Annotated in this window: 17 protein-coding genes and 1 pseudogene; 8 read left to right on the top strand and 10 right to left on the bottom strand. The window is 61.0% G+C overall.

The features are described 5' to 3' along the window. Positions 1-6: 6 nt before the first annotated feature. A complete protein-coding gene (locus FRT59_RS19655) occupies positions 7-1149 on the bottom strand; it encodes an efflux RND transporter periplasmic adaptor subunit (protein ID WP_153838266.1) in 1143 nt (380 codons plus the stop codon). 289 nt (positions 1150-1438) lie between these two features. On the opposite strand from FRT59_RS19655, the gene FRT59_RS19650 reads away from it, so the two are divergent. The 5 genes from FRT59_RS19650 to sfnG all read left to right on the top strand — a co-directional run bounded on the left by FRT59_RS19650 (position 1439) and on the right by sfnG (position 6562). Then, a complete protein-coding gene (locus FRT59_RS19650) occupies positions 1439-2140 on the top strand; it encodes a response regulator (RefSeq protein ID WP_005788610.1) in 702 nt (233 codons plus the stop codon). Between the two features lie 3 nt (positions 2141-2143). Next, positions 2144-3448, top strand: coding sequence for an ATP-binding protein (locus tag FRT59_RS19645; RefSeq protein ID WP_153872111.1), 1305 nt, complete (start codon positions 2144-2146; stop codon positions 3446-3448). Positions 3449-3507: 59 nt separating this feature from the next. Further along, positions 3508-4278, top strand: coding sequence for a class I SAM-dependent methyltransferase (locus FRT59_RS19640; protein ID WP_153872110.1), 771 nt, complete (start codon positions 3508-3510; stop codon positions 4276-4278). A gap of 91 nt (positions 4279-4369) precedes the next feature. Further along, a complete protein-coding gene (locus FRT59_RS19635) occupies positions 4370-5155 on the top strand; it encodes a sulfite exporter TauE/SafE family protein (protein WP_153872109.1) in 786 nt (261 codons plus the stop codon). Positions 5156-5476: 321 nt separating this feature from the next. Next, positions 5477-6562, top strand: a complete 1086-nt coding sequence (gene sfnG / locus FRT59_RS19630; RefSeq protein WP_153872108.1) for a dimethylsulfone monooxygenase SfnG — start codon at positions 5477-5479, stop codon at positions 6560-6562. 17 nt (positions 6563-6579) lie between these two features. Here sfnG and FRT59_RS19625 read toward each other — a convergent pair. Beyond that, a pseudogene (locus FRT59_RS19625) lies at positions 6580-7023 on the bottom strand (GNAT family N-acetyltransferase); the annotation flags it as partial. Between the two features lie 94 nt (positions 7024-7117). On the opposite strand from FRT59_RS19625, the gene FRT59_RS19620 reads away from it, so the two are divergent. Beyond that, complete coding sequence (locus tag FRT59_RS19620) at positions 7118-8704, top strand: RimK family protein (protein ID WP_153872106.1); 1587 nt, start codon at positions 7118-7120, stop codon at positions 8702-8704. A 6-nt stretch (positions 8705-8710) separates the two neighbouring features. After that, positions 8711-9649 (top strand): magnesium transporter CorA family protein, encoded by a 939-nt coding sequence (locus FRT59_RS19615; RefSeq protein WP_153839935.1) that lies wholly within the window; start codon positions 8711-8713, stop codon positions 9647-9649. Positions 9650-9663: 14 nt separating this feature from the next. Here the strand turns inward: FRT59_RS19615 and map are convergent, their stop codons facing one another. Further along, a complete protein-coding gene (gene map, locus FRT59_RS19610) occupies positions 9664-10419 on the bottom strand; it encodes a type I methionyl aminopeptidase (RefSeq protein WP_153872105.1) in 756 nt (251 codons plus the stop codon). Continuing rightward, positions 10419-10619 (bottom strand): ParD-like family protein, encoded by a 201-nt coding sequence (locus FRT59_RS19605; protein WP_003190946.1) that lies wholly within the window; start codon positions 10617-10619, stop codon positions 10419-10421. The genes map and FRT59_RS19605 overlap by 1 nt, the downstream gene beginning before the upstream one ends. 396 nt (positions 10620-11015) lie before the next feature. Between FRT59_RS19605 and FRT59_RS19600 the strand changes: the two genes are divergently transcribed. Then, a complete protein-coding gene (locus FRT59_RS19600) occupies positions 11016-11285 on the top strand; it encodes a DUF1652 domain-containing protein (RefSeq protein WP_153872104.1) in 270 nt (89 codons plus the stop codon). Between the two features lie 87 nt (positions 11286-11372). Here FRT59_RS19600 and FRT59_RS19595 read toward each other — a convergent pair whose 3' ends face one another. The 6 genes from FRT59_RS19595 to FRT59_RS19570 all read right to left on the bottom strand — a co-directional run bounded on the left by FRT59_RS19595 (position 11373) and on the right by FRT59_RS19570 (position 20162). After that, positions 11373-13973, bottom strand: a complete 2601-nt coding sequence (locus FRT59_RS19595; protein WP_153872103.1) for an autotransporter family protein — start codon at positions 13971-13973, stop codon at positions 11373-11375. Positions 13974-14117: 144 nt separating this feature from the next. Next, positions 14118-15056, bottom strand: a complete 939-nt coding sequence (locus tag FRT59_RS19590) for a carbohydrate kinase family protein (protein WP_153872102.1) — start codon at positions 15054-15056, stop codon at positions 14118-14120. Positions 15057-15068: 12 nt separating this feature from the next. Further along, a complete protein-coding gene (xylB, locus tag FRT59_RS19585) occupies positions 15069-16550 on the bottom strand; it encodes a xylulokinase (RefSeq protein WP_153872101.1) in 1482 nt (493 codons plus the stop codon). Positions 16551-16691: 141 nt separating this feature from the next. Continuing rightward, positions 16692-18173, bottom strand: a complete 1482-nt coding sequence (locus FRT59_RS19580) for a mannitol dehydrogenase family protein (protein WP_153872100.1) — start codon at positions 18171-18173, stop codon at positions 16692-16694. 18 nt (positions 18174-18191) lie between these two features. After that, on the bottom strand, positions 18192-19295 hold the full coding sequence (locus FRT59_RS19575) for an ABC transporter ATP-binding protein (protein ID WP_034119399.1): 1104 nt from the start codon (positions 19293-19295) through the stop codon (positions 18192-18194). A gap of 36 nt (positions 19296-19331) precedes the next feature. Continuing rightward, positions 19332-20162 carry a carbohydrate ABC transporter permease gene (locus tag FRT59_RS19570; RefSeq protein WP_153839931.1) on the bottom strand — a complete coding sequence of 277 codons (831 nt, stop codon included), beginning with the start codon at positions 20160-20162 and terminating at the stop codon, positions 19332-19334. Between the last annotated feature and the right edge of the window lie 8 nt (positions 20163-20170).

Genomic DNA, 20170 nt, shown 5'->3' with positions numbered 1-20170 from the left:
GACGGGTTATTCCTTTACGAGCGGGCTGTCGTCCACTTCAACTTTTTCGCCGGGGCGCGCGTGTTGCAGGCCCTCGACGATGATGCGGTCGCCGGGCTTGAGGCCACTGGTGACGATCCAGCGATCCTCGATCACCGCACCCAATTCCACCGGCTGCTGGCTGACGGTTTGCTCGGCATCCAGCAGCAAGACCATCGGGATACCGGCGCTGTCGCGGGTGATGGCACGTTGCGGCACGCTGATGCCTTGCTTGTCGACGGCTTGCTCCAGGCGTACCCGCACGAAACTGCCGGGCAACAGGTCGAGGTCCGGGTTGGGGAACTCGCTGCGCAAGATGATCTGCCCGGTGCCCGGGTCGACGCTGATCTCGGCGAACAGCAATTTGCCCGGCAACGGATACAGGCTGCCGTCGTCCTGGATCAGGGTGGCCTTGGCCTGGTCCTGGCCGACCTGCTTCAAGCTGCCGGCACGGAAGGCCCGGCGCAGGTCGTTCAGCTCACGGGTGGACTGGGTCAGGTCGGCGTGGATCGGGTCCAGTTGCTGGATGATCGCCAGTGGCGTGGCTTCGTTCTGGCCGACCAGCGCGCCTTCGGTCACCAGGGCGCGGCCGATGCGCCCGGAAATCGGCGCAGTCACGGTGGCGTAACCCAGGTTCAACTTGGCACGCTCGACGGCGGCCTTGTTGGCAGCGACTTCGGCGTTGGTCTGGCGCACGGCGGCGCGGGCATTGTCGTATTCCTGGCCGCTGATGGCATTGCCTTCGACCAACTGGCTGTAGCGCTGCTCTTGCAGGCGTGCCTGGAACGCGTTGGCCTCGGCCTTGCTCAAGTTGGCCTGGGCGCTGTCGAGGTCGGCCTTGAACGGCGCTGGGTCAATACGGAACAGCACGTCGCCCTGTTTCACATCGTGACCTTCGTTGAACACTCGCTGCATGACCACGCCGGCGACCCGGGCGCGTACTTCGGCAATCCGGGGTGCGGCGATACGCCCGCTGAGTTCGCTGGTAATGGACAGGGGCTTGGCCTGCAGGGTTTCGATGCGCACTTTTGCCAGGGGCATTTCCGGCGCCTCGTCCGCAGACTGACCACACGCGCTCAGCGCCAGTGTGAGGGCCAGCAGGCAAAACGGCGCAAATAGATTCTTCGACATGCTCTTATCCCAATATTGACTGGCGCATCCTAGGGTCACCTGCGCCTTAGTGCTGTGAAGCTGTGTAGCTCGTCTGTGAAGAAGTGTAAGGTGCGGCGCGCGTGGCGTCGGGGGCGTATATCCTTGCACAACCTTGCTTACAATGAAGATCAAATGTGGGAGGGGGCTTGCTTCCGATAGCGGTGAATCAGTCGACCTTTGTGCAACTGAACCACCGCTATCGGGAGCAAGCCCCCTCCCACATGGGATTTGTGTACGACTTATCACTGTATTTTCTGGAAACACCTTCATGCCCAACATCCTCCTGGTGGAAGACGACGCCGCACTCTCCGAGCTGATTGCCAGCTACCTGGAGCGCAATGGCTACCACGTTTCCGTGCTCAGCCGTGGCGACCATGTACGCGAACGTGCGCGCCTCAACCCGCCGGACCTGGTGATCCTCGACCTGATGCTGCCGGGCCTCGACGGCCTGCAGGTCTGCCGTTTGTTGCGCGCCGACTCGGCGGGCCTGCCGATCCTGATGCTGACCGCCCGCGACGACAGCCACGACCAGGTGCTGGGCCTGGAAATGGGCGCCGACGACTATGTCACCAAACCCTGCGAGCCGCGCGTGCTGCTGGCCCGGGTGCGCACACTGCTGCGCCGCAGCAGCCTGTCCGAACCCCAGGTCGCCAACGACCGGATCATCATGGGCAACCTGTGCATCGACCTGTCGGAACGCACCGTCACCTGGCGCGAGCAGGCGGTGGAGCTGTCCAGCGGGGAATACAACCTGCTGGTGGTGCTGGCCCGGCATGCCGGTGAAGTGCTCAGCCGCGACCAGATCCTGCAGCGCCTGCGCGGCATCGAATTCAACGGCACCGACCGGTCGGTGGACGTGGCTATCTCCAAGCTGCGTCGCAAGTTCGACGACCACGCCGGCGAGGCGCGCAAGATCAAGACCGTGTGGGGCAAGGGCTATTTGTTCAGCCGTTCCGAGTGGGAATGCTGAACCATGTTCCGTGTGTTGCTACGTCTCTACCTGATCACCATCGTCACCTACAGTGCGGCCATCTTTCTGATTCCCAAGCTGGTGATCCAGCTGTTCGAACACCGCTACATGAACTACAACATCGAACAGTCCCGTGGCCTGCAAAAGCTGATGGTCAAGCAATACCAGCGAGCACCGGTAGAGCGCTGGTCCCAGGTTACCGACCAGTTGAGCCAGGATTTTGCGCCGTTGAAGGTCGAACTGCTGCTGCGCCAGGACGCCCGCTACACCCCCCAGGAAGAACAGCTGCTGGAGCAAGGCAAGCCGGTGATCCGCCTGGGCGAGTGGGGCTGGATGGAAGAAATCAGCTCGCCGATCAACCAGCAGTTCGCGGTCAAGCTCACTGTGCCGCCGGACCCGCTGGACATGAACCTGCTGTACTGGTCGATGAACGTGCTGATCGGCGCCGCATTGCTGGGGTGCCTGCTGGTGTGGCTGCGCCCGCACTGGCGTGACCTGGAACGCTTGAAAAGCACCGCCGCGCTCTTGGGCAAGGGCCACCTGACAGAACGCACGCAGCTTCCACCCAGCTCCAGCATCGGCAGCCTGGCGACGGTGTTCGACACCATGGCGGACGATATCGAGCATCTGTTGAACCAGCAGCGCGACTTGCTCAATGCGGTCTCCCACGAACTGCGCACGCCGCTCACACGCCTGGATTTCGGCCTCGCTCTGGCGCTCTCCGAAGACTTGCCCGAGGCCAGCCGCGAGCGCCTGCAAAGCCTAGTGGCGCATATTCGCGAGCTGGATGAGTTGGTGCTGGAATTGCTCTCCTATAGCCGCCTGCAAAACCCGGCGCAATTGCCCGAACGAGTGGAAGTGGCGCTGGACGAGTTTATCGACAGCGTGCTGGGCAGCGTCGACGACGAGCTGGAAAACCCCGAGATCGTTATCGACGTGGCGCTCGACTGCACCGTGGAGCGTTTCAGCCTCGACCCGCGCCTTACTGCTCGCGCCTTGCAGAACCTGCTGCGTAACGCCACCCGCTACTGCGACAAACGTATCCAGGTGGGCGTCAAGGTGTGCTCCAACGGCTGTGAAATCTGGGTGGACGACGACGGCATCGGCATCCCGGTAGACCAGCGCGAGCGCATCTTCGAGCCGTTCTACCGCCTGGATCGCAGCCGCGACCGCGCCACGGGTGGCTTTGGCCTCGGCCTGGCGATCAGTCGGCGCGCCCTGGAGGCCCAGGGCGGCACCCTGACGGCCTTGGCGTCGCCCTTGGGCGGAGCGCGGTTCCGGGTGTGGTTGCCCAGTCGAGCCGATTAGAAAAACCGCGGGGAAGGGCGCACACTGTGCGCCCCGCTTTACCCGAGGAGAGATTGGCAATGACTGGTGTTCACACGTCTGCTCAACAGGGTTTCTCGACCCAGGCTGTCACCTACGCCCAAGGCCGGCCAGACTATCCACGGCAACTGACCGGCTGGCTGGCCGATGCGCTGCAGATCAGCGCGCAGTCGACGGTGATCGACCTGGGCGCCGGCACTGGCAAGTTCACCCGTTTGCTCAGCAGCCTGGCGCCGACGCTGATAGCCGTCGAACCAGTGGCGGCGATGGGCGCGCAGTTAGCCAAGCTGTTGCCGGATGTACGCCTGGTCGACGGCACCGCTGAATCCATCCCCTTGGCGACCGCCAGCGCCGATGCACTGGTGTGTGCCCAGGCCTTTCACTGGTTCTCGACCCGCGCTGCACTGGCGGAAATTCATCGCGTGCTCAAGCCCGACGGGCGTCTGGGCCTGGTGTGGAATGTGCGCGATGAGTCGGTGGACTGGGTGGCGGCGATCACTGAAATCATTACCCCTTACGAGGGCGACACCCCGCGTTTTCACTCCGGACGTTGGCGTGAGGCTTTCACCGGTGAGTATTTTTCCGACCCCGAAATGATCTGTTTCCCGTACAGCCATGTTGGCAGCCCGCAGGAAGTGATCATGGATCGCTTTCTTTCCGTGAGCTTCATCGCGGCGTTGCCCGCTGCGCAGAAAGCTCGAGTGACTGAGCAATTACGCACGTTGATTGACACGCACCCGGCGTTGAAGGGGCGTGACACCGTCGCCTTCCCGTACCAGACCCAGGCTTACCGGTGTAACCGACTGAGCTAAAACGCATAAAGTCAGATCATATTGGTATAAGTGGTTATAAGAAAAATCGCTATCCTGCGGCCAGAAATTTATAAGGCCGCAGGTAGTTGCAATGGATGTGGGTAATATTGGTTTCGTGGTTGCCGGCCTGATCGTAGGTTTTATCGTGGGCATGACCGGTGTCGGTGGGGGCTCTTTGATGACCCCGATCCTGTTGTGGTTCGGCATCAACCCGGCCACTGCGGTGGGGACCGACTTGTTGTACGCCGCCATTACCAAGTCTGGCGGTGTGCTGGTGCACAGTAAAAACAAGAATATCGACTGGACCATTACCGGCTGGCTCACCCTGGGCAGCGTGCCGGCGGTGTTGTTGACCCTGTGGTTCCTCGCCAGCCTGCACACCGACCCCAGCGCGATGAACGCGGTGATCAAGCAAGCCCTCGGCGTGGTATTGCTGCTCACGGCCCTGGCGATTCTGTTCAAGAAAAGGCTGTTGGCCTTTGCCCAGCGCCATGCCGGCGATGACTACCATATGCACCCGCGCAACTTGAACGCACTGACGGTAGTCACTGGTGCGATCCTTGGCACCATGGTCGCCTTGACCTCCATCGGCGCCGGTGCCCTTGGCACGGTGGCGTTGTTTATCCTGTATCCATTCCTGGCCACGCGGCGGCTGGTCGGCACCGAGATCGCCCATGCCGTGCCCTTGACCCTGGTGGCGGGGTTGGGCCATGCGAGCATGGGCAATATGGATTGGCAGTTGCTGGGCTTTTTGCTGATGGGCTCGTTGCCGGGGATCTACTTTGGCAGCCATATGACCGGCAGGATTCCTGACGCAGTGTTGCGGCCGTGCCTGGCGGTGATGCTGATGGCGGTGGGGTATAAGCTGGCGTTTTGAGTGCTCGCACCGCGAGCAGAGTGAGATTTCACATGATCCACATGTGGGCTTGTTCCCGCTGGCGGCGTGACTGCAAACGGCTATCTAGATGATGCGACGCGATCCAAATGTGGGAGGGGGCTTGCCCCGAGTACTGCCAACCCAATCCGCAGTGTTGCTCCAGCAACAGCCTATCGACAAACCGCTGCGTTCCCTGGCACTAGCCGGCCGCCGACTCCACCCACGTTTTTTACTGCAACGCCCAAAGCGCGGGCGTTTGCCGGTACCTGGCACGCTTGCTGCTCCAGCACTGTCACATCCCTTTGTGTGAGGTAGCGTTCAATGAGTCAGCAAGCCGTGAAATTTGCCTACTGGGTGCCCAACGTCAGCGGTGGGCTGGTGGTGAGCAAGATCGAACAACGTACCCATTGGGGCATCGACTACAACCGCAAACTGGCGCAACTGGCCGAAGCCGCCGGCTTCGAGTATGGCCTGACCCAGATTCGTTTCACCGCCGGTTACGGCGCCGAAAACCAGCATGAATCCGTAGCGTTCAGCCATGCCTTGCTGGCAGCGACTACTACTCTCAAGGTCATCGCGGCGATCCTGCCCGGCCCGTGGCAACCGGCGCTGGCGGCCAAGCAATTGGCAACCATCGACCAACTCACCAACGGCCGTATCGCGGTGAATATCGTCAGCGGCTGGTTCAAGGGCGAGTTCCAGGCGATTGGCGAACCTTGGCTGGAGCACGATGAGCGCTATCGTCGTTCCGAAGAGTTTATCCGTGCCCTCAAAGGCATCTGGACCCAGGACGATTTCACCTTCAAGGGCGACTTCTATCGCTTCAACAACTACACGCTCAAGCCCAAGCCCCTGGGCCAGCCGGAGGTCTTCCAGGGTGGCAGTTCACGGGCGGCACGGGACATGGCGGCGCGGGTCTCGGATTGGTACTTCACTAACGGCAACACCCCCGAAGGCATCAAGGCCCAGGTCGATGATATTCGCGCCAAGGCCGCTGCCAACCACCATTCGGTGAAGGTGGGCGTGAACGCCTTTGTAATCGCCCGCGACACTGAAGAAGAGGCCCGGGCCGTGTTGGCGCAAATCATCGACGAGGCCGACCCTGAGGCGGTCAACGCCTTTGGTGATGCCGCCAGACAAGCGGGCAAGGCGTCACCGGAAGGCGAGGGCAACTGGGCCAAGTCCAGCTTCGAAGACCTGGTGCAGTACAACGATGGGTTCAAGACCAACCTGATCGGCACACCACAGCAGATCGCCGAGCGTATCGTCGCGCTCAAGGCCGTGGGTGTGGACCTGGTGCTTGCGGGTTTCCTACACTTCCAGGAAGAAGTGGAGTACTTCGGCAAACGCGTATTGCCGCTGGTACGCGAGCTGGAGGCCAAGGCCGAGATTAAACAAGTGGCCTGAAACGATTAGCGCCTGGGCAAGGTTTTTTCCAGGCGCAACGCAGCGGTGTGGTCGGCGTAGTAGTCGTCGACCAAGGCAAAGCGCCGATAGTCATTGCGCTCATACAGGGCGAGGGCACCGGGGTTATCGGTGCGCACTTCCAGACGCAGGTAGACGCAATCGTTGGCCAGGGCGCAGGTTTCGATGTGCTCGAGCAACTGTTGTCCGAGGCCGATACCACGGGCGTGCTCGGCTACAGCGAGGGAATACAAGCGTGCCAGTGAGGTGCCGCGACGAAACAACACCAACCCATAACCGAGCAGTTGACCGCGCTGTTGCGCCACCCACAACTGGCCGTTCGCCCGGCTAATCATCCAGCGCAAACTGCGCGGTGACAGGTGGTCGCTGCTGAAACATTGCTGCTCCAACGCCATCAATGCGGGCATATCGTCAAGAGTTGCAACGCGAAAGAAAAGAGCCATGAGACCGCCGTAAAAGTTGCGTAACGAAACGGGACTTCTCTAAAAGATCGTGCTTAATAGAAAAGGTCGAGTTCTCTAAAGCGGATCAAATATTATGTCGGCGGTACAAGGTCATTGGCGTCAAGTATCCGAGCAAACCGTCGCGGCGACAATAACTTCCAACGGTTATTTTTCCGCTGCGCCCCGAAGTTCAAGCCAAGTCGTGATTATTGTGGAGCGCAAGGAAGATTGGGCCTCCTACTTCCCCAGCGAAGACATCGTCAATGCCCAGGAATACCTCGAGCAGACCCGGGAAAACGAGACAGGCAAGCGCGTGCAGGTGATCAACCTGTGCCGCAGTTACAAGTACCTGGGGCACGGCTACTACTGCTCCTTGCTGGCCGAGGCGCGCGGGCACAAGGTGATTCCGTCGGTGCGCACCATCAGCGAGCTGACCAGGAAAGCCCTGTATGGCCTGGCCCTGGATGACCTGGACAAAACCCTGGATAAAGCCCTGAGTCATCATCTTTATAGCAATACCGAAGGTTTTACCCTGACGCTCTATTTTGGTCGAACCAATATCGAGCCGTTGCAGGAGTTGGCGCGTCAGTTGTTTGAAGCGTTTCCGTGTCCGATCCTGCTAGTTGATTTTAAAAAGAACAACGGCTGGCATATCGAAGGGGTCAAGTCCGGCGTACTTCACAAGTTGCGTGATGATCAAGAAGATCAATTTGCCAACGCCCTTGATAACTTCAGCCGCAAGATATGGCGTCAACCCCGTTCGCGCCGACTGGCCCGTTATGACTTGGCCATCCTTCATGATCCCCAGGAACAACTGCCGCCGTCCAATGCCCGCGCCCTGGAAAACTTCGTGCGGGTTGGCAAGGGTTTAGGCATTGATGTGGAGTTGATCGAGCGCAAGGACTACGCACGCCTGGCCGAATACGACGCTTTGCTGATCCGAGAGACTACCAGCGTCGACAACCATACCTACCGCTTCGCCAAGAAAGCTGAAAGCGAAGGCCTGGTGGTGATGGATGACCCCGCGTCGATCCTGCGCTGCACCAACAAGGTCTACCTCACCGACCTGCTCAACAGCCATCAATTGGGCATGCCCGCCACCGAGATTCTTTACAAGGAACGACCGGAAGATTTCGAGCGGGTTGGCGAGCGCCTGGGCTTCCCACTGGTGTTGAAGATTCCCGATGGCTGCTTCTCACGCGGGGTGATCAAGGTCGAAAGCCAGGAAGCGTTGCTCAAAGCCACGGCCGAACTGTTTGAGCATTCGGTGCTGCTGCTGGCTCAGGAATTCTTCTACACCGAATACGACTGGCGCATCGGCGTACTCAATCGCAAACCGATCTTTGCCTGCCAGTACTTCATGTCCAAAGGCCATTGGCAGATCTACAACCACAAGGCCATCGGTCAGGACATCAATGGCGAATGCCGCACCTTGGCGGTTCACGAAGCGCCCAAAGCGGTAGTGGAGCTGGCGGTGAAGACCGCCAACCTGATCGGCGACGGGCTCTACGGCGTGGACCTGAAACAGTCCGGCGACAAGGTGGTGGTGATCGAGGTCAACGACAACCCCAACCTGGATGCAGGGATCGAAGATGCCTACCTGCAGGACGACCTGTATGGCTTGGTGCTGGAGGAGTTTGTGCGGCGCCTGGAACTGAAACGCCAGGGCCAGGTGTGGTGAGCCGCGATGATCCAGCGCTTTGACTTGATCGACGGCAAGCTGCAACAGGGGGAGGGCGACGCGGTACCGATCATGCTGGTCAGCAACCCCGACCCGGTGGAGCGCAGCTGGCTGCGCGACCACCACAAGTTGGACGAACACGCCCTGGCCTCGGCGCTCGACCCGGATGAAGTCTCACGCATCGAGTTTCATCCGGATAACCTGTTCCTGATCTGGAAGCGCCCGGAAAATTACTCCGGCGGCGGTAACCTGGTGTTCGAAGTGTCGTCCTGCGGCCTGTTATTTTCCCCAGGTCGTCTGCTGGTGATCGCCACCGATGACACGCCGTTGTCGGGGCTCGGCGCACGCCGCCCGCTGCATACGCCATTGGACGTGTTGCTTGATTTGCTGCTCAACAATATCCATCACTATCTGGGCCATCTGAAGGTGATCAAGTTGGTCGCCCGGGAGTTGCAGCAACAGTTCAACGCGTCCATGAGCAACCGCCACCTGATGCAGATGTTCAACCTCAGCGAAAGCCTGATCTATTACATCAATGCCTTGCACAGCAATGGCGCCGTGCTTTCGCGGTTGCGCAACCATGCTGAAAAGGAGCAGTTCAGTGCGCAAGTACTTGGCCTGATCGACGACCTGATCATCGAGAATCACCAGTGCTACAAACAGGCCGAGATCTATTCCAACGTGTTCTCCGGGCTGATCGATGCGCGTGGCAACCTGATGAACAACAGCATGAACAATCTGTTGCGCAAACTGACCCTGATCAACGTGGTGTTCCTGCCCCTTAACCTGATTGCCAGTGTGGGCGGCATGTCGGAGTTCAGCATGATGACGGCGGGTACGCCGTGGTGGGTGTCATACCCACTGTTCCTCACGGCGATGGCGCTGGGGGCCGGGTTGATGGTGCTTGGGCTCAAGCGTATGGCGGGTGGTGCGAATGGTGTGTAAAAGCCGAATGCCGCTCAAGTAGAGCTTTGCAGGGTCAGCACCTCAAACCCATCCGCCGTCACCGCCACCGTATGTTCCCACTGCGCCGACAGGCTGTTGTCCTTGGTCACCACCGTCCAGCCGTCCTTCAGGCTGCGCACCTTGGCGCTGCCCTGGTTAAGCATCGGTTCGATGGTAAACACCATGCCTTCGCGCAGTTCCAGCCCGGTGCCGGGGCGGCCGAAGTGCAGGATTTGCGGTTCTTCGTGCATCTCCCGGCCGATGCCATGGCCGCAGTATTCGCGCACTACGCTGTAGCCATTGGCTTGCGCGTGGCTCTGGATCGCATGGCCGATGTCGCCCAGGCGTGCGCCGGGCTTGACCTGGCGGATGCCTGCCCACATGGCCTCGAAGGTCATTTGCACCAGGCGCTTGGCCTTGGGTGCCACGTTGCCGATCATGTACATCTTGCTGGAGTCGGCGATAAAGCCGCCTTTTTCCAGGGTGATGTCGATGTTGATGATGTCGCCGTCCTTGAGGATTTGCTTGGCGCTGGGCATGCCGTGGCACACCACTTCGTTGATCGACGTGTTGATGGAAAAAGGGTAGTCGTATTGCCCCAGGCTGGCCGGGCGGGCCTTGAGGTCGTTGCGGATGAAGGCTTCGACGGCGCTGTCCAGCTCCAGGGTGGAGCGGCCGGCGGCGACAAAACCATCGAGCATGCTGAACACCTGGGCCAACAGGCGCCCGGACTCACGCATCACGGCCAGTTGCGCGGAGGTCTTGATCATCAACTGCGCCCCCGGATCAGGTCGGGCTTGTCCAGCAACAGCTTGTTGATCAGCTCGTTGTAGGGCAGGTGCGGGTTGAGTTCGGCGAGCAGGCCGATCTTGATCCAGAACTCGGCCTGGGCGTTGATGGAGCGGTCCATGGCGGCGCTGGCCAGGCGAAGCTGTTCGTGTAGTTGGTCGGTGATCTTGACGATGCCCATGAAGTTCTCTGTATAGGTTTGATATACAAAGCGTATACGTTTCGTATGGTGCGCGTAAACCCCTACGGCCAAATGTGCGCTCGGACATCGGGCAGTCTATTCCAGGGTGAACATCAACGTTGATAGTTTGCGATATGTTGCTGAAAGAGTGGCTGCGCAGCGGTTGTTTAGTTGGGTTAAACGTTTAATCGAAGTGGTTCGACGATGATCCTCGCCGGCCGAATCACGTTATATAGCGCGACACCCCGCTTATGAAGAATGGTTACAACGGCCTCTGAATTTGCCGAGTAGGCTTGGTGGTTACAAGCGTCTTCCAGGGTTGGCAAGACGTGGCGGGCCAGCGCCTGCCAGACAAACGACAAACTGTTGGCAGTCTCAAGAAAGGAGAGGTTAGCCATGCTTTCGGAACTAGAGCTTCGCAGCATTATCGAAGGAAGTTTCCTGCCTAAACGGTGCGAATGCACCAAAGCCGAAGATGCCTCGCTGACGATCAAAGTCTATGACGACCGCGACCGTGACCGGGTGGATTTGGAAGTCAAAGGTATAAACGCTGACAAACTCGACAGCAGCCGAGCCATCTGCAACCTGATCACCGGGTTGCGCGAAGACCTCAAGCACAGCCACGCACCCGTCCTGCAACGAGCAGGAGGGCGCGGTTATCGCTAGTTGAGCGCTTGAGTTGAGTTGACCCGTGGGCCTGGTATTTGCCAGGCCCAATGCTATCTGCGTCCCGCCGCTAAAAAACCTTCATCTTCACCAGCTCAAACGCACGCCGGCATTGCCGCTGACACCCTCCAGGGCGTTGCCATCCAGGTTGGTGTTGTAGTCGGCCGCCACGTAAACGCTGACCGTGGACGACAAGCGCGCCACCACCCCGACGCCCACATCGGCCGAGGACGCCTTGTGATCGCTCTTGATGCGGTCGACATCGTCGTACGTCACCGTGTCACTGCCACCGAAGGTGCGCCAGGCGTTAACCCGCAGGTACGGCTCCACTGGCGTATTGCTGACCAGGTAGCGGCCCTTGAGGCGTGCGCCGAGGCGGCCGGTCCAGTATTCCTGTGAGTCGAAGGAGACCTTGGAAATACCATCGTGCTGGTTATCCAGGTCGATCTTCTGGGCGATCACCTGGGCCTGGGGCTCCACCACCCAGTGTTCGGACACTGTGATCGGGTAGCCGGCCTCGGCGGATAGCGCCAGGGCGTGACCCTTGGTGTCCATTTTCACCCCACGGTCGGACTTGTTGTCGCCATCCATGCGGGTGCCCATGGCCACCAGATCCACGTACCAACCAGTCGGGTCGGTGAGGGTCCAATAGGCGCCGAAGTTGTCGCCGTCCAGCTTGACCCGACCGGAGCGATTGTCCTGGAAGCCCATCGAGAAGCCTTTGACGTCACCGCGCAGGCGGCTCTGGCCGACAAACAGACCAAAGCGCTGGGTCTGCCCACCGCTGGTTTCGGCGGCGTAGAGGTCATGGCCGACTTGATAGCCTTTGGCCGTACCGTCAAAGCTTGGCGCCACCGTGCCGGACCAACTCTTGTTGAAGTCACTGCCGTAGGCTCGGCCCCAGCCGGCCGGCACCGCGCCGGTTTCGGTGAGCAGGCTTTGCTCACCCTGGCGATCATGGAAGGTGCCGAGGGCTTGCAGCGTCATCACCTGTGCGGCGGGAATATTTACCGAGTAGACCGGTACTTCCAGGCGATACAGAGGGATCGGCTCGGCGCCGGCCACAGCCGTCGGCAATGGCGGGCTACTCACCGCGGGTTGCGGCGAGGTGGCGGCGGGAACCTGGCTGGGCGGTGGCGCAGGGGGCTCGATCGGCGCTACCGGTTGTGCGGTGGGCGGCTCCACGGGTGGTTCATCAGGGTCCACCACCGGCTGCGGCGCTGGGATCGGCGGTACCGGCACCACCACAGGTGGTATTGGCGGTACAGGCGGAACAACAGGCGGTTGTACGGCCACCACCGACGAGCGCAGGTACCAGTTGTTTTCCGTACCAGCGGTGACGCCGCCTTTGAACAGCAGGTATTCATAAGCCCCGGCGGACACCGAGCCCTTCAAGGCGAACGCGTCGGTAGTGCTGACGGCGCCGTTGAGCGCCTGGACCACCTCGATGCCGTTGTTTTGGGTCAGCCCGCCGATACCGCCGAGGTTGCTGACACCCAGTTGCGTGTGGCCGCTGATGCCGCCGTCGGACACCACCAATTTATCGGTGGCCGAGTTTTCGTCGCCGAGCACAGTTTGCAAATGCAACTGGCCATTGTTACCCACGTAGTTGCCATTGACCGTCAACACACTGGTCGCGCCATTGTCGCCAGTCATGTCGATAATGCCGGCGTTGTTGAGGGTCGCCAGTTGGCCGGCGGTATAGGGGCGGAGGCTGCCTTGGGTCACGGCCAGGGTACTGCTGGCGTCGATGTTGAACGTGCCGGTGTTGCTGCCACTGTCACCGAGGAAAAAGTCTCCAGACAAGTCAAATTGCGATTTGTTAGTGAGGTTGACCGTCTCCCAGCCAATGTAGCGGGCGGCGGCGCTGGAGGTCGTCGCGTCGAAGGTCAGTTGATCGTTGCCCAGGCCGCCATCGATGGAGGGCGTAGAGGCCAGCAGGTTTGCGCTCAAGCCACGCAGCAGAGCGGTATCGTCGCCATCGCCCATCAGCACCGAGGATTTGATCTCCCCTCCGTCAAGCCACCGGAAAGTGTCGTTGCCGACGCTGGCGCGGATCTCGCCACTGATCACGCCACCGCTCACGGTAATGCTGTCATCGCCACCACTGGTGCTGATGTTGCCGCCGATGGTGCCGCCGGAAACGATGATGGTGTCGGTGTCGAACCCGGTGACCAGGTTGCCCAGAATGGTACCGCCGGACATGTCATAGCGGTTCTTGTCCAGTTTCATATTGACCCGACCGATGGTGCCACCGGTCTGGTACGCCACATCGCCGTCCTCAAAGGCATCGACGATGGTGCCGCCCGTCATCCTGAAGGTGTCGAGGCCATCACCTTGAAACAGGGCCTGGATCTGCCCGTCGCTCATGATGAAGTCGTCGATACCAGCGCCTTGCTGCACGGCGCCAGTGATCAGGCCAGAGTCGATACGCACGGCATCGGTTCCTGCGCCAAAGGTAACATTGCCATTAATGGTGCCGGAGCCGCCTGCAGGGAGCGTCAGGCTGTTGTTACCCGAAAGATCGGTCAGCCCGGCACTGCTGCCGCTGTCGCAAACGAATGTATCGTTGCCGGGTCCGGGGGTGAGTACACAGGCGGACTGCGCCTGTTGGGGGGTGACGTATTGCAGAGAGAGAAGGCCGACAGCTAAAACGGCCCGGGTCGATAAACCGCTGGGCTTTTGCATGGGTCTGTCCTGGGTTTGTTGTAATAACTGCTCCTGTTCTGGGTGTAGCACAGTTTTCCGACATGGCAATATTTGGGTACATAGAGCGCAGCCCACGGAATACCTGGGCTGCGTGATGGCACATTGATTTCTTCCGCGACTGACTCAGCCCAATTGGTGGCGATAGGGCAGGTCCGGGCCGGTCTTGCCGCAGGTCAATGCGGCAGCCCGAATCGCGAACCCCAGCATGGCGTCGATCTGCTCACGGCTCAGCTGTTGCAACCCTTGCACTGAGTCCAGTTGTTGCTCTGTCAGCCAGGCAATCAGCGCGGCCTGGAAGGTATCGCCGGCGCCGACCGTATCGGCCATCACCACCTTGAGCGCAGGTTGCGACCAGGTGCCGTGCTGGCGGCTGAACACCGAAGCGCCGTCGCCGCCACGGGTGAGGAACACCAGTTGGCAACGGTGTTGCAGCCAGCCGTGCAACACGCTTTCCGGCGATTGATCGGGGTAGAGCAGGTGCAGGTCTTCGTCGCTGACCTTGATCAGGTCGGCGTGCTGCGCCAGTTCCGCCACACGCGCTCGCCACAGCTGGATATCCGGCTGCGGGTTAAGGCGCACGTTGGGGTCGAGACTGATCAAGCGCTTGCCGCTTTCGCGCTTGACCAGGTTCAGCAGGGTGTCACCAACCGGCTGTACCACCAGCGAGAACGAACCGATATGCAGCCCACGTACTTCATCGCCCAAGTGCGGCAGGTGCGCCAACGCTAATTGACGGTCTGCGCAACCTTCGCCACGGAAGCTGTATTGCGGTGAACCATTGGCACCGACGGCCACCATCGCCAGGGTGGTTGGCGCGTCGAACGCCACCAGGAAGCGTTCGCTGACGCCTTCGTCCTTGAGCACCTGCAGCAAGCGTCGGCCCAGGTAGTCATTGGAGATACCGGCGAAGAACCCGGACTCAATGCCCAGGCGGCGCAGCCCGACCGCCACGTTGAACGGCGAGCCACCGGCAATCGCCTTGTAATTGAGCTTGGCGGCCTGCCCGCTGGCATCCTCCTCGCTGAAAAAATCAAACAGCGCTTCACCACAAACCAGGTACATAGTCGTTCGCTCTTAAAGGGATGCCACGTGCTGTTGATAACGCTCATACGTCTGTTGATAGGCGCTGACACGCTCGGCCACCGGCAAGGTGCGGCTGGCCGTATCGATGCTCACGCACTTGTCGCACAGGCTGGCCAGGGATTCACCGCTCTGGCACCAGGCCGCCTGGATCGCCGCGCCCAAGGCGGCGGCTTCGCTCTGTTGGGTACAGACCACTTCGGTGTGCATGATGTCGGCGACCATCTGCCGCCACACCGGGCTTTTCGAGCCGCCGCCGATCAGGCGGATACTCTGGCTTTGCAGGCCGGTCTGGCGCAGCAGGTCGAGGCCATACCGCAGGCCGAACGTGGTGCCTTCGACCACGGCGCGGCACAGGTTGGCGCGGGTCAGGTTGGTCATGGTCAGGCCCTGCAGGCTGCCGGTGGCGTGGGGCAGGGCGGGCACGCGCTCACCGTTGAGAAACGGCAGCATGCTCACCCCATCGGCACCTATCGGCGCCTGCTCGACCAGGGCGTTGAACGCCTCCAGGTCCAGTTCGAATAGTTCGCGCATCACCCCGGTGGCGTTGGTCAGGTTCATGGTGCAGATCAGCGGCAGCCAACCGCCAGTCGATGAGCAAAAGGTTGCCACCGACGGCTGCGGACTGACGTTGGGCTGGTCAGCAAATGCATAGACGGTGCCCGATGAGCCCAGGCTCATGGTGATCACGCCAGGGGCAATGTTGCCGGTGCCGATGGCGCCCATCATATTGTCGCCACCACCGCTGGACACCACGGCGTTGGGGTTGATGCCCAGGCGTTCGGCGATGGCCGGGAGGATGATGCCCACGGCTTGGTCGGCTTCGATCAACAGCGGCAGCGCGGCTTCCAGGCGGCCGCTGGGGTCGATGTGCTTAAGCAGCGCCACATCCCATGTGCGGCTGCGCACGTTGAAATAACCGGTGCCCGAGGCGTCGCCGTACTCGGCGCAGGCGCGGCCGGTGAGCCAGTGGTTGAGGTAATCGTGGGGCAGCAGGATATGGGCAATGCGCGCAAATACGTCCGGGTGCTGTTCGCGGGTCCAGAGCAACTTGGACACGGTGTAGCCCGGCGCGATCACCACGCCCAGGCGCTCCAGCGACCCGCTCTCGCCGCCCAGGTGGTGCAGCAGGCGGTCATTCTCGGGCGTGGTTTCGGTGTCGCACCACAACTTGGCCGGGCGCAACACTTGACCTTGCTCGTCCAGTAACACCAGGCCGTGTTGCTGGCCGGACACGCCGATACCGAGGATGTCCTGGCCATCCACGCCGGCCTGTTGCAGGGCGCGGTGGGTGGCTTCAGTGAAGGCGTCCAGCCATTCATGGGGGTGTTGCTCGCGGCGGCCATTGGCGCCGCTGATCAGCGTGTGCGCGGCGGCGCCCAGGCCCAGCACCTTGCCGCTGGACGCGTCGAGGACGATGGCCTTGGTGCCCTGGGTGCCGCAGTCGATGCCGAGGTAGAGGTTTTGCTGGGTCATGGTGGAGTGCTCAGCAGTGTTATTTTTCTGGATTGGTAATGCAGCCAAAATGTGGGAGGGGGCTTGCCCCCGATAGCAGTGGGTCAGTGAAGGATATTTGACTGATACACCGCCATCGGGAGCAAGCCCCCTCCCACATTGTTAATCCGGTTTCTTCAGGAGGTACTTAAGGGTTTCGGTGACGCCTTTGTCGCGCAGGCTTGCATAGCACCGCTCGAACGCTGCCACGAACGCCGCGGATTTGGGAATGGCCGTACCAAAAATCTCTTCCACCCCGAGCAAGCGCTGGCTGATCAGCGCGTCATCCGTCACCAGCTCCCGGCAAAACTCGGCCCGTGGATCGGGGATGGCATAGCTCACGCCATTCTCATCCACACCCTTCAAGTACAAGGCCCAGGCGGCAACAACCAACGCGGCACGCTCCGTCTCGCGCCCATCGGCAATCAGGCGATTGAGGGTCGGCACGGTGAACTTGGGAAACTTCGACGAGCCATCGGAACATACGCGCTCCAATTGGTCGGCAATCGCCTGGTTGGAAAAGCGCTCCACCAGGGTCTGTTTGTACGCCGTCAGGTCGATGCCCGGCACCGGTGCCAGGTTCGGGGTGACGTCCAGGTCCATATAGGCACGCATGTAGGCCACGAACAGCGGGTCATTCATGGTCTCGTGCACAAACCGATAACCCTTGAGAAACCCCAGGTAAGTGAGGGCCAGGTGGCTGCCATTGAGCAGGCCGATTTTCATCTCTTCGTAAGGCGTGACGTCAGCGGTGAACTGCACGCCGACCTTTTCCCAGGCCGGGCGGCCGTTGACGAACTTGTCTTCCAGCACCCACTGCACAAACGGCTCGCACACCACCGGCCAGGCATCGTCGATACCGTGCTCGTCATGCAGTTGCAGGCGATGTGCGGTGCTGGTCATCGGTGTGATGCGGTCGACCATAGCGTTCGGGAAGCTCACGTTGGCCTTGATCCAGTCATGCAGCTCGGCGTTGTGCCGGGCGGCGAAGGCCAGCAGTGCCTTGCGGGTGACGGCGCCGTTGTGCGGCAGGTTATCGCAGGACATCACCGTGAAGGCCGGAGTACCGGCAGCGCGGCGCTGGGTCAGCGCAGCGCAGATAAAGCCGAACACGGTTTTCGGTGCCGTCGGGTTCGCCAGGTCATGCTGGATCTGCGGCAGATGGGCCATGAACTCGCCGTTGCTGTCGTCGATGCAGTAGCCGCCTTCAGTGATGGTCAGCGAGACAATGCGAATCTGTGGGCTGGCGAGTTTGTCGATCAGTGCCTGGGCGCCATCTTCGGCCAGTAGCATATCGCTGATGGCGCCGATGACACGCACTTCGGTGTCGTCGGTGTCGCCCAGTTCATACAGGGTGAACAGGTAGTCCTGGCCAGCGAGGTCGTCGCGAGCCTTGCGGTCCTCGGCACGCAGGCCGACGCCGCAGATGCTCCAGTCCAGGCCCTCGCCGGTGTTCATCAAGGCATCGGTGTAATACGCCTGGTGGGCGCGGTGAAAACCACCGACGCCAATGTGGGCGATGCCCTGGCGTGTGTCGGCAATCGCGTAGGCCGGGATTTTCACCTCCGGCGCCAGTTGCGTGAGGTTGTATTTATTCAGTTTCATCTGGCAATACTCGCGGGATCAGGCGGCTGCGCGCAGTGGGCGGGCCACTGCTACGCCGTCGGTGTCGAACAGATGGCAGTGCGCCGGGTCCAGGTGCAGGTGCAGCGTCTCGCCGTACTGGCTGGCCATGTCGCCGCGAATCCGCATGGTCAGCGGCTCGCCATTGCTGGTGACAACATGGCAGAAGGTGTCGCTGCCCAGGCGCTCGCCAACGTCGGCGGTGACGGTCAAGGTGGTTTGCCCAGGCGAAGCGATTTCCAGGTGTTCCGGGCGAATGCCCAGGGTCACCGCGCTGCCCACGCTCAAGGTGGCACCGCTCAAGGGCAGGCTGATCAGGGTGCCGGCATCCAGTTGCACGTCGCAGCCTTGGCCTTCGACGCGGGTGACCTTGCCCTTGAGGAAACCCATCTTCGGCGTGCCAAGAAAGCCCGCGACAAACAGGTTGGCCGGCTGGTGGTACAACTCCAGCGGCGAGCCGACCTGTTCGATACGGCCACTGTTGAGCACTACCACCTTGTCGGCCAGGGTCATGGCTTCGACCTGGTCGTGGGTCACGTAGATCATGGTCGCTTGCAGTTCTTTATGCAGGCGCGCCAGTTCCAGGCGCATCTGCACGCGCAGGGCGGCGTCGAGGTTGGACAGCGGTTCGTCGAACAGGAAGATCTTCGGGTTGCGCACAATTGCCCGGCCAATGGCCACACGCTGGCGCTGGCCGCCGGACAGTTGCTTGGGCTTGCGTTCCAGCAACGGGCCGAGCTCGAGGATGCGCGCCGCTTCGCTGACCTTGCTCTCCACCAGCTTCTTGTCGACACCGGCCAGGTCCAGGGCAAACGACATGTTCTTGCGCACGCTCATATGTGGGTACAGGGCGTAGGTCTGGAACACCATGGCCAGGTCACGCTTGGCCGGGGTCACTTCGGTGATGTCGCGGCCATCCAGCTCAATGGTGCCTTCGCTGACTTCTTCCAGGCCGGCGATCAGGCGCAGCAGGGTGGATTTACCGCAGCCCGACGGGCCGACAAACACCACGAATTCCTTGTCGTTCACTTCCAGGTCAATGCCCTTGATGATGGAGAAGCCTTCGAAGCCTTTTTGCAGATTCTTGATTTTCAGGTTGGCCATGATGGGCCTCCGTTGTGCAATTTTTATAAGAGACCGTTACTTGACGGCGCCGAAGGACAAACCGCGCACCAGCTGTTTCTGGCTGATCCAGCCAAAGATCAGGATCGGCGCGCAGGCCAGGGTCGACACGGCAGACAACTTGGCCCAGAACAAGCCTTCGGGGCTTGAGTAGGAGGCGATCAGTGCGGTCAGCGGTGCGGCGCTCGACGAGGTCAGGTTCAGCGACCAGAACGCCTCGTTCCAGCACAGGATCAACGACAGCAGCACCGTGGAGGCCAGGCCACCCTTGGCAATCGGCAGCAGTACGCGGACCATTTCCTGCCACAGGGTGGCACCGTCCAGGCGCGCGGCTTCGAGGATGTCCTTGGGGATGTCCTTGAAGTAGGTGTAAACCATCCACACCACAATCGGCAGGTTGATCAGCGTGTAGATGATGATCAGCGCAATGCGTGTATCCAGCAGGCCAAAGCTCTTGGCCAGCAGGTAGATCGGCATCAGCACGCCCACCGGCGGCAGCATCTTGGTGGACAGCATCCACAGCAGCGTGCCCTTGGTGCGCTTGGTTTCGTAGAACGCCATGGAGTAGGCGGCCGGCACCGAGATCAGCAGGCACAGGGCGGTGGCGCTGAACGAAATCACCACCGAGTTCCAGGCGTAGGCGAAGTAGTTGCTGCGTTCGTTGATGTGCAGGTAGTTCTCCAGCGTCGGCGTGAAGATGAACTGCGGCGGGGTGGCGAACGCGTCGATTTCAGTCTTGAAGCTGGTCAGCACCATCCAGAAAATCGGGAAGAAAATCAGGATTGCGATGGCCCAGGCCAACGTGCCGAGCAACAGGCTTTGCAGGCGGCGGGATTGTTGAAGCGTCATGGCGCGGC

Source organism: Pseudomonas haemolytica (genome assembly GCF_009659625.1).
Classification (GTDB): Bacteria; Pseudomonadota; Gammaproteobacteria; order Pseudomonadales; family Pseudomonadaceae; genus Aquipseudomonas; species Aquipseudomonas haemolytica.
This window is presented reverse-complemented; position numbering and strand designations above follow the sequence as displayed.

What these genes read in the sequence shown, in the direction of transcription:
- FRT59_RS19655 (WP_153838266.1), bottom strand. Translation starts at nt 1,149, where the DNA reads ATGTCGAAGAATCTATTTGCGCCGTTTTGCCTGCTGGCCCTCACACTG.
- FRT59_RS19650 (WP_005788610.1), top strand. Translation starts at nt 1,439, where the DNA reads ATGCCCAACATCCTCCTGGTGGAAGACGACGCCGCACTCTCCGAGCTG.
- FRT59_RS19645 (WP_153872111.1), top strand. Translation starts at nt 2,144, where the DNA reads ATGTTCCGTGTGTTGCTACGTCTCTACCTGATCACCATCGTCACCTAC.
- FRT59_RS19640 (WP_153872110.1), top strand. Translation starts at nt 3,508, where the DNA reads ATGACTGGTGTTCACACGTCTGCTCAACAGGGTTTCTCGACCCAGGCT.
- FRT59_RS19635 (WP_153872109.1), top strand. Translation starts at nt 4,370, where the DNA reads ATGGATGTGGGTAATATTGGTTTCGTGGTTGCCGGCCTGATCGTAGGT.
- sfnG (WP_153872108.1), top strand. Translation starts at nt 5,477, where the DNA reads ATGAGTCAGCAAGCCGTGAAATTTGCCTACTGGGTGCCCAACGTCAGC.
- FRT59_RS19620 (WP_153872106.1), top strand. Translation starts at nt 7,118, where the DNA reads ATGTCGGCGGTACAAGGTCATTGGCGTCAAGTATCCGAGCAAACCGTC.
- FRT59_RS19615 (WP_153839935.1), top strand. Translation starts at nt 8,711, where the DNA reads ATGATCCAGCGCTTTGACTTGATCGACGGCAAGCTGCAACAGGGGGAG.
- map (WP_153872105.1), bottom strand. Translation starts at nt 10,419, where the DNA reads ATGATCAAGACCTCCGCGCAACTGGCCGTGATGCGTGAGTCCGGGCGC.
- FRT59_RS19605 (WP_003190946.1), bottom strand. Translation starts at nt 10,619, where the DNA reads ATGGGCATCGTCAAGATCACCGACCAACTACACGAACAGCTTCGCCTG.
- FRT59_RS19600 (WP_153872104.1), top strand. Translation starts at nt 11,016, where the DNA reads ATGCTTTCGGAACTAGAGCTTCGCAGCATTATCGAAGGAAGTTTCCTG.
- FRT59_RS19595 (WP_153872103.1), bottom strand. Translation starts at nt 13,973, where the DNA reads ATGCAAAAGCCCAGCGGTTTATCGACCCGGGCCGTTTTAGCTGTCGGC.
- FRT59_RS19590 (WP_153872102.1), bottom strand. Translation starts at nt 15,056, where the DNA reads ATGTACCTGGTTTGTGGTGAAGCGCTGTTTGATTTTTTCAGCGAGGAG.
- xylB (WP_153872101.1), bottom strand. Translation starts at nt 16,550, where the DNA reads ATGACCCAGCAAAACCTCTACCTCGGCATCGACTGCGGCACCCAGGGC.
- FRT59_RS19580 (WP_153872100.1), bottom strand. Translation starts at nt 18,173, where the DNA reads ATGAAACTGAATAAATACAACCTCACGCAACTGGCGCCGGAGGTGAAA.
- FRT59_RS19575 (WP_034119399.1), bottom strand. Translation starts at nt 19,295, where the DNA reads ATGGCCAACCTGAAAATCAAGAATCTGCAAAAAGGCTTCGAAGGCTTC.
- FRT59_RS19570 (WP_153839931.1), bottom strand. Translation starts at nt 20,162, where the DNA reads ATGACGCTTCAACAATCCCGCCGCCTGCAAAGCCTGTTGCTCGGCACG.